The 8,089-nt window shown below is 71.0% G+C and carries 12 protein-coding genes; 6 read left to right on the top strand and 6 right to left on the bottom strand.

Features of this window, described 5'->3' with window-relative positions; translation table 11 throughout:
- A partial coding sequence (locus tag ACWCO3_RS27675; RefSeq protein WP_450012819.1) for a DUF222 domain-containing protein occupies positions 1 to 664 on the bottom strand: 664 nt, incomplete at its 3' end.
- 98 nt (positions 665 to 762) lie between these two features.
- A complete protein-coding gene (locus ACWCO3_RS27670; RefSeq protein ID WP_357934040.1) occupies positions 763 to 951 on the bottom strand; it encodes a hypothetical protein in 189 nt (62 codons plus the stop codon).
- Between the two features lie 67 nt (positions 952 to 1,018).
- On the opposite strand from ACWCO3_RS27670, the gene ACWCO3_RS27665 reads away from it, so the two are divergent.
- Positions 1,019 to 1,315: a hypothetical protein gene (locus ACWCO3_RS27665; RefSeq protein ID WP_357934037.1), complete on the top strand. Its 297-nt coding sequence runs from the start codon at positions 1,019 to 1,021 to the stop codon at positions 1,313 to 1,315.
- Between the two features lie 99 nt (positions 1,316 to 1,414).
- Here ACWCO3_RS27665 and ligD read toward each other — a convergent pair whose 3' ends face one another.
- Positions 1,415 to 2,446: a non-homologous end-joining DNA ligase gene (gene ligD / locus ACWCO3_RS27660; protein WP_145784864.1), complete on the bottom strand. Its 1,032-nt coding sequence runs from the start codon at positions 2,444 to 2,446 to the stop codon at positions 1,415 to 1,417.
- Positions 2,447 to 2,493: 47 nt separating this feature from the next.
- Between ligD and msrB the strand changes: the two genes are divergently transcribed.
- On the top strand, positions 2,494 to 2,898 hold the full coding sequence (gene msrB, locus ACWCO3_RS27655) for a peptide-methionine (R)-S-oxide reductase MsrB (protein ID WP_145784865.1): 405 nt from the start codon (positions 2,494 to 2,496) through the stop codon (positions 2,896 to 2,898).
- 25 nt (positions 2,899 to 2,923) lie between these two features.
- On the opposite strand, the gene ACWCO3_RS27650 is transcribed toward msrB, so the two are convergent.
- The 3 genes from ACWCO3_RS27650 to ACWCO3_RS27640 all read right to left on the bottom strand — a co-directional run bounded on the left by ACWCO3_RS27650 (position 2,924) and on the right by ACWCO3_RS27640 (position 4,705).
- A complete protein-coding gene (locus ACWCO3_RS27650; RefSeq protein ID WP_450012816.1) occupies positions 2,924 to 3,517 on the bottom strand; it encodes a DUF305 domain-containing protein in 594 nt (197 codons plus the stop codon).
- 62 nt (positions 3,518 to 3,579) lie between these two features.
- Positions 3,580 to 4,320, bottom strand: coding sequence for a lytic polysaccharide monooxygenase (locus tag ACWCO3_RS27645; RefSeq protein WP_358162749.1), 741 nt, complete (start codon positions 4,318 to 4,320; stop codon positions 3,580 to 3,582).
- A 109-nt stretch (positions 4,321 to 4,429) separates the two neighbouring features.
- Positions 4,430 to 4,705, bottom strand: a complete 276-nt coding sequence (locus tag ACWCO3_RS27640) for an isoamylase early set domain-containing protein (protein ID WP_354885091.1) — start codon at positions 4,703 to 4,705, stop codon at positions 4,430 to 4,432.
- A gap of 154 nt (positions 4,706 to 4,859) precedes the next feature.
- Between ACWCO3_RS27640 and ACWCO3_RS27635 the strand changes: the two genes are divergently transcribed.
- From ACWCO3_RS27635 to ACWCO3_RS27620, 4 genes are all read left to right on the top strand, one after another.
- Entirely contained in the window at positions 4,860 to 5,120 is a 261-nt protein-coding gene (locus ACWCO3_RS27635; RefSeq protein WP_145784868.1) for a Prokaryotic metallothionein, read from the top strand.
- A gap of 204 nt (positions 5,121 to 5,324) precedes the next feature.
- On the top strand, positions 5,325 to 6,266 hold the full coding sequence (locus ACWCO3_RS27630; RefSeq protein WP_450012812.1) for a DMT family transporter: 942 nt from the start codon (positions 5,325 to 5,327) through the stop codon (positions 6,264 to 6,266).
- Between the two features lie 19 nt (positions 6,267 to 6,285).
- Positions 6,286 to 6,741, top strand: a complete 456-nt coding sequence (locus tag ACWCO3_RS27625; RefSeq protein ID WP_450012810.1) for a GNAT family N-acetyltransferase — start codon at positions 6,286 to 6,288, stop codon at positions 6,739 to 6,741.
- 118 nt (positions 6,742 to 6,859) lie between these two features.
- Positions 6,860 to 7,957 carry a lytic polysaccharide monooxygenase auxiliary activity family 9 protein gene (locus tag ACWCO3_RS27620; protein WP_358048775.1) on the top strand — a complete coding sequence of 366 codons (1,098 nt, stop codon included), beginning with the start codon at positions 6,860 to 6,862 and terminating at the stop codon, positions 7,955 to 7,957.
- Positions 7,958 to 8,089 lie beyond the last annotated feature (132 nt).

The raw sequence follows: 8,089 nt of genomic DNA, 5'->3' as shown, positions 1-8,089 counted from the left end.
GTGCGCTCAGCGGGTCGATGGCGGCGCGCACCAACGCGGCGGCCTCGGCGTCGAGGGTGCCGCTGAGCCGCAGCCGACCGTCGGTCTGCTCAGAAATGGTGAGGTGCCGGTCACGGGTCGCGCGGGCGGCCTCAGCGGCCAGGGCCGCGGCAGCGGCGGCGTCGGCGAGGTCGGGAGCGACGTGGTCGAGAATCCGGGTGCCCATCCGACGCAGCAACGACGGGTCGAACTGCGCCGCCCACTCGACCAGCACGCCAACCGCCTTGTCGGCCACCTCGGCGCCCGCCGAGGCCGTCACCGTGGCGGCCGTGTCGGCGATGACCCGAGCCTGCTCCACGCTGACCGCCCCGCCCGCCAATGCCTCCCGCACCGCGGGTGGGGCGACGTCGACCGAGGCCGCGAGCCCGACCAGCCGACGGGCGGCGGCGACGTCGAGCCGCAGGCGATGACGCAGCCACACCGTCGTCGAGGACGCGCCCTGCGCGATTGCGGTGCCCCGCCCGTCCAACTCCCGGACGACCGCCAACTGCACCGCCGCCAGCCGCTGCTGCAACCGGTGGGTGGCGTCGAGCGCCGCGATCAGATCGTGCTCGGAGAGGACCCAGGCAGCGGCGTCGGCGCAGCTCGCCACCGCCCGATCCGCCCGCGCCAACTCATCGATCACAGGCAAATTCTAGAACAGGTGTACGACAGGAATTGGCCGTCGCACCAGCCGCCACCCATCACCGCCCGAGGAGAACGGTCCGCCACGGGAAGGCGTCGTCAACTCCCCGCCAGCTCCGGGCGGTGCTCCCGGATCCACGCCTCGACGTCCGACTTCCGCCAGACCTTTCCCTGCACCAGATCGGCCACGGGATCCGGGAAGTTCCGGTGACTGGTGATCACGTAGACCCGCTGCTTGCTGATGCCACCGAGCATCACGCGAATCTCCGCAGCACCTACCAGCTCCATAAGGCGGACCGTAAACAGTTGACCCGGCTCCTTGACCCAGGGCAACTTACCGGTCACCGTAAAGGGCATGTCGACGTCGAACGAACACCGCTCTCCCCTGCGCAGCCTGCACCCCGTGCATCAGCACCTGCCGCGTCGGCCGTCCTGGCTGTGCCGGGTGTGCGCCGCGACCTGGCCGTGCGCATGCGCGCGGATGTTGCTGCGGGTCGAGTACGGGACCGACCGGGTGGCGTTGTCGATCTACATGGCCAGCCAACTGTTCGACGCGACGGCCGACCTGCTCACGCTCAACCCCGAGCCGGCACCCGACCCACGGGAGCTGTTCGACAGGTTCCTGGCGTGGACGGCCCAGCCGCCCGCCTGAGCCAAGGCCGCCCCGGGCAAGGCCGCCCCGGGCAAGGCCGCCCCGGGCAAGGCCGGTCAGACAAGACCGCCCAGACAGAGGCCGCCCAGGCGAGGCCGGTCAGGGACCGTCGGGGGTGCGCTTGGCACGGCTGGGCTGCACCCGCTTGGGTTCGCCGGGCATCTTCGGGTGGTCCGGCGGGTACGGCAGGTCGCCTTGGCCGGCGGCGGCGTCGCGTTCGGCCCATTCGAGCAGCGGGGTGATGTCCCACGGGGTGTCGTCGATGCCGGCGTGCGGGTCGCCGCGCTCGGCGAGCCGGGCCGGGACGCTGCGCAGGTCGAAGTCGTCCGGGTCAACGGTGGGCAGTTCGTCCCAGGTGACCGGGGTGGAGACGGTGGCCCGCGCGTTGGCCCGCAGCGAGTACGCGCAGGCGATCGTGCGGTCCCGCGCCATCTGGTTGAAGTCGATGAAGACCCGGCGGCCGCGCTCCTCCTTCCACCAGGCGGTGGTGACCAGGTCGGGGTGGCGGCGTTCCACCTCCCGGGCGAGCGCGATGGTGGCCCGACGCACCTCGGTGAACGTCCAGCGGGGTTGGATGCGCAGGTAGACGTGCACGCCCCGACCGCCGGAGGTCTTCGGCCAACCGGTGACGCCCAGCTCGTCGAGGAGCGCCCGGAGCTCACCGGCGGCCCGCGCCGCGTCGGCGAAGTCGGTGCCGGGCTGCGGGTCGAGGTCGATGCGCAGTTCGTCGGGCCGGTCGGCGTCGGTGGCGCGCACCGGCCAGGGGTGGAAGACGATGGTGCCCATCTGCGCCGCCCAGGCCACGTGCGCCAGGTCGGCCGGGCACAGCTCGGCCGCGTTCCGACCGCTCGGAAAGGTGATCTCCGCCGTGGTGACCCATGGTGGCACCCCCCGGGTGGGCACCCGCTTCTGGAAGAACGCCTCACCACCGATGCCCTCGGGGAAGCGTTGCAGCGTGGTGGGCCTGTCCCGCAGGGCGCGCATGATGCCGTCGCCGACCGCGAGGTAGTAGTGGAAGACGTCCGCCTTGGTGAACCCCCGCTCGGGGAAGATCACCCGGTCCGGACTGCTCAGCCGTACGCTGTGCCCGGCCACCTCGACCTCGGTGACCGCCGCCTTGGTGCCCGCCATCTCGCGACCATATGCCACGCCCCCGACGTTCGACGTACCGTTGACGGGTGAGTCTTGATGACAACGAGCTGCCCCGCACCGAGGACGAGTGGCGGGTCCGACTGACCCCCGAGGAGTTCCACGTCCTGCGGGAGCACGGCACCGAACGCCCCTGGGTCGGCGAGTACGTGGACACGAAGACCCAGGGGGTCTACCACTGTCGCGCCTGCGGTCTGGAGTTGTTCTCCAGCGACACCAAGTTCGACTCGCACTGCGGGTGGCCGAGCTTCGACGACGCTATCCCGGGCCGGGTCAAGGAGATCGAGGACCGCAGCCTCGGCATGGCGCGTACGGAGATCCGGTGCGCCCGCTGCGACAGTCACCTTGGGCACGTCTTCCACGGTGAGGGCTTCACCCCGAAGGACACCCGGCACTGCGTCAACTCCATCTCGGTCCGCCTCGAACCCCGCTGAGCTGACCTTGGAGCCGATGAGCCACTCAGGGCGTACCCCCGAGTAGCTCGACCTCGGCGGTCCGGGACTGCTCGATCCGCCGGGCCAGGTCGCGGACCCGCTCGTTGCGGCCGACGCCGACCTGGGCCCGGGCCAGGTCGGCGGCCGACCGCTGGTGGTCGGCGAGCACCTCGCGCAGCACCCGGTCGACGTCCGGGGCGGGCGCGTTGCGCAGCCGGTCGAGCGCCGCGTCGTCGCCATGCCCCTCGTGGTGGTGCGCGGCCGCGCTGGCGCCCGGCCCGGTGGTGGGCAACCAGCCCCGCATGGCGACCAGTTCGTCGACCTCGGTGGCCTCGATGGCGGCGGCCAGGGTGCGCAGCGCATCGTCGCGCACCCGGTCCCGGGACGACCGCACGATCTGCAGGGTGCGTTCGCTGTGCCCGACCATCGTGCTGAGGAACACCACGTCGATGCCGCTCAGCTCACCCACGGAGGCCGAACCCACGGAGGCCGAACCCACGGCCGTGGAGCCGGCCGGGGGCGCGGGGGCCGGTTGCGGCCCGCCCGAGTCGGGTGACCCGGCGCAGGCGCTGGTGAGCAACAGGGCCACGAGCACTGCCACCAGAGGGGTACGGGGCATGCCGGTGCTCCGTTCACGCGGGGGCGGCGACGGGTGCGACCCGAGGGGCCGCACCCGCACGGTCAGACCTGCTGCCAGAGCGCCGGCACGTTCGGCGGCTCCCAGCCGGGGATCGCGGTGTGCGCCTGCCGGCAGCGGTAGGTGGCTCCGCCGTAGGTGACCTGGTCGCCGACCTGGTACGCCCGGCCGCTCGCCCAGGTGCCGCCCTGCGCGGGCGGAGTCGTCGGCGTGGGGGTCGGGGTGGGTCGTGGGGTGGCCGTCGGGGTCGGCGTGGGGGTCGGGTTCGAGCCGCCACCGCCGATCTGCACGTCGATGCAGGAGTAGAAGGCGTTCGCCGTGTCGGAGATGTTCCACACCGCGAGGATCTTCTGCCGACCGGAGAAGCCACCGAGGTTGACGTTGTGCGAGACGGTGGCACCCGGCTGCTGGCCGTTGCCGTTCACCACGCCGACGCGGGTGTTGCCGATCCAGTACTCCCAGTTGGCGGTGGCGTGCCGGGCGGTGTTCACCCAGGTGAAGGTCAGCGAGCTGCCGACCGAGGTGGCCGGCCAGCCTCGACTGTCGTCGTTGAGGACGGCGAACTGGGAGATTCCGGCGTTGCAGCTGCGCAGACCCTTGGGGCCTTCGACGCTCTGCGGCTCGTACTTGATCTGCCCGCAGTCGGGGACCCGGCCCTGCGCGCAGAGCGCCTGCCGGCTCGGCGGGGCGGAGACGTAGCCGTGGGCCTGCGCGGGGGCGGCGACGGTGAGGGTGGCGGCGACGGCACCTGCCGCCACCAGCGGGACGGTGATTCTTCGACGCATGGGGGCAGCTCCTTCTCCGGGGTCCGGTGGGTGCCCTCAAGGTAATTTAAACATTGTTAACAGTAAAGACTCCCATCGATAAATCCATCGATGGTGGCAGTTTTCTTCGTCAGAGGCGGAGCAGGCTGCCCCGATCGTCGACCTGGTCGGCCGACTCGTCGTCCAGCCAGACGCCACCGGTGGCGAGATAGCGGAACCGGTACTCCCCCGGCGACAACTTCACGGTCACCGTCCGAGTGCCGTCGCGGCGTGCCACCAGCTCATGCCGACCCGGCTCCCAGCCGTTGAAGCAACCGACGACGCTCACCGGGCCGGGCGGGGCATCCCGGGGCAGGCAGAAGGTCACCCGGGTCTGATTGCCGAAGAGTTTGTTGCGCTTGATCATGTGATCCTCCGGGGGTCGCGGCGGTTCACCCGGCACAACGGACAACACGCCGGGACCGACACGCCGCCTACCGGCCCGAACATCGACAATCCGCCACACAACGTGCCGGATCGAGAGCAACCTGTAGGCACATGTCCTGATATGGGGGTTTCTCGTGGCAACCTGCGAGGTCTGCGGCAACGACTACTGGATGGCGTTCGAGGTGCGCACCGTCAGCGGCGACGTGCACACCTTCGACTCGTTCGAGTGCGCGATCCACCGGCTGGCACCGATCTGCGAGCACTGCCAAATCAAGATCGTCGGGCACGGCGTCGAGGTCAACGGCCGCTTCTTCTGCTGCGGCCACTGCGCCCGCGCCGTCGAGGGCGAGGTCGGTGCCGAGATCCGCGACGCCGTCGGGGCACGCCCGGCCTGACCGCGCCAACCCGCTCCGCCCGGCCCGGCCGCCCTCCTGCGGTACGGTCGTCGCCATGCGGCCACTGCTGGGCGTCCTCCCCCCGCCGCGCTCCTGAACGGAGCGCCGCGCTCTCGCCGACCGGGTGACTGACCCCGTCGGCCGTCCCGCTGTACGCGCTCCGTCGACGTCGTCCCGTCAACGGCTCACCCTCGGAGCGCCCTCGTGTCCCTTTCCCGAACCGCGCGCCCGGCCGCCCCAGCGCCGGTCGTCGACCAGGCCCGCACCGGCCTGATCCAGATCACCGTCACCGGAGTGCTGTGGGGCACCACCGGTGTGGCGGTGCAACTCCTGTGCGACAGCACCGGACTCAGCCCGGTGAGCATCGGATTCCACCGCCTCGCGATCGCCGCGCTCGTCCTCCTGGCGTGCACCGCCGGTCGACTCCGCACGATCCTGGCCGCCCTGCGCGCGGCACCCGTACCACTGCTCCTCACCGGCGTCGGCCTCGGCCTGTACCAGGCGCTCTACTTCGCCGCCGTGGCGTGGGCCGGCGTCAGCGTGGCCACCGTCGTCAGCCTGGGCGTGGCCCCGGTGCTCGCCGCCGCCTGGGAGTCGGCACGCGCCCGCCAGATCCCCGGCCCGGTGCGCCTCGGCACGCTGGTCGCGGCCGTCACCGGTCTCGTGCTGATCACCACCGCCACAGCGGACCCCAGCGCCTCGGCACCCGCCCCGCTGCTCGGCCTGCTCGCGGCGGCCGGCTCCGGCCTCGGGTACGCGGTGACCACCCTGATCAGCCGACACGCGTCGCAGCACACCACACCGATGACGCTGACCACCATCTCCACAGCGGTCGGCGCGCTCACCCTGGCGCCGTTCGCCCTGGTATCCGGGATCGGCGTGCCGGTACGCCTCGACACCGTGGCGCTGCTGCTGCACCTCGGCGTGATCACCACAGCGGTGGCGTACGCGTTGTTCAACGCCGGGCTGCGCACCACCCCGGGAAGCGTGGCCGCCGTACTGACCCTGCTCGAACCGCTCACCGCCGCGGTGCTGGCGGTGGCACTGCTGCACGAGCCGCTGCCGCTTCCGGTGGTCGTCGGCGGCGTCGTGCTACTCAGCGCCGTGGCCGCCACCTACCTGGCACCTCGGGCGGGCACCAGGTGAGGCGGCCTAGGATCGTCGGATGCCCTCGCAGACCACCAAAGTCCGGGCGGCCTCCTTCGCCGACCTGGACACGCACACCTTCCACGACCTGCTCAAGCTGCGCATCGACGTGTTCGTGGTCGAACAGAACTGCCCGTACCCGGAACTCGACGGTCGCGACGTCGAGCCGGGCACGCGGCATCTCTGGCTGACCGACGGCGGCGCGCCGCTGGCGTACCTGCGGATCCTGGCCGACCCGGACGGCACCGCCCGGATCGGTCGGGTGGTGGTGGCGCCGGAGGCGCGTGGCGGTGGGCACGCCGGCCGGCTGATGACCGCGGCCCTGGAGGTGGTGGGCGACCGGCCCAGCGTGCTGGATGCCCAGTCACATCTGGTCGGGTTCTACCGTCGGCACGGCTTCGCGGTCAGCGGCCCGGAGTACGTCGAGGACGGCATCCCGCACACGCCGATGCGGCGTGGTGCCATTGACGCCTGACGATCGAGCTGGCATGGTGCCGGGTAGAGCCATCGCAGGAGCCAGCGAGTAGGCACGGGAGTGGGCAACTCCCGTCGGTCCGGGTGTCGTCGTCCGACCTCATCCCCCCGGGGGCTCCATGTCCACTTTCATCCGATCACGACGCGTGTTCTGGTTGTTCGCCGTCGCGACGGCCGCCGTGCTCCTGTTGACCACAGCGCTGACCACGATCGTGGCCCAGCCCGCCTCCGCGCACGGCTCGGTCGTCGACCCGGCCTCGCGCAACTACAGCTGCTGGCAGCGCTGGGGTGGCGACTTCCAGAACCCTCGGATGGCCACCGAGGACCCGATGTGCTGGCAGGCCTGGCAGGCCGACCCGGCCGCCATGTGGAACTGGAACGGCCTGTTCCGTGAGGGTGTGGGCGGCAACCACCAGGGCGCCGTTCCCGACGGCCAGCTCTGCAGCGGCGGCCGCACCCAGAGCCCTCGCTACAACTCGCTGGACACCGTCGGCGCCTGGAAGACCACATCGGTGTCGAACAACTTCCGGCTCCGCTTCTTCGACCAGGCCAGCCACGGCGCCGACTACATCCGGGTGTACGTGACCAAGCAGGGCTTCAACGCGGCGACCCAGCCGCTCGGCTGGGGCAACCTGGAGCTGGCCGGCCAGATCGGCAACACCCCGGCCTCCCAGTGGGACAAGGACACCGGCGGCGTCTCGATCCAGATCCCGGTCAGCGCGCCCGGACGCACCGGACGGCACATCGTCTACACCGTCTGGCAGGCCAGCCACTTCGACCAGTCGTACTACCTGTGCAGCGACGTCGACTTCGGCGGGGGAACGAGCACTCCGCCGCCGACCACTCCGCCGCCGACCACCCCACCGCCCACGACTCCCCCACCCACCACCCCGCCCCCGACGACGCCGCCGGCCGGGGCGTGCACGGCTACCTACCAGGTCACCGGCCAGTGGTCCGGCGGCTTCCAGGGTGAGGTGAAGGTGACCGCTGGTGGTTCACCGACCCGAGGCTGGTCGGTGAGCTGGAACTACGGCAACGGCCAACAGGTCACCTCGTCCTGGAACGCCACCGTCAGCACCAGCGGCACGCAGGTAACGGCACGCAACGTCAACCACAACGGCAGCCTTGCCGCCGGAGCGAGCACCACCTTCGGGTTCCTCGGCTCGTGGAACGGCAGCAACCCGGTTCCGCTGGTCACCTGCACGACGACCAGTTGATCCCCGGCCGGCGCCGCACCCGGGCGGGGGTGCGGCGCGCGCGCCAGCGGGAGCTGAACAGCGATAATCGAAAGACAAGACTAAAAAACAAAACGCACTCATATCATAAACACTTAGTAGGATTTTAATATG

It is taken from the genome of Micromonospora sp. NPDC002411 (assembly GCF_053592955.1).
This window is presented reverse-complemented; position numbering and strand designations above follow the sequence as displayed.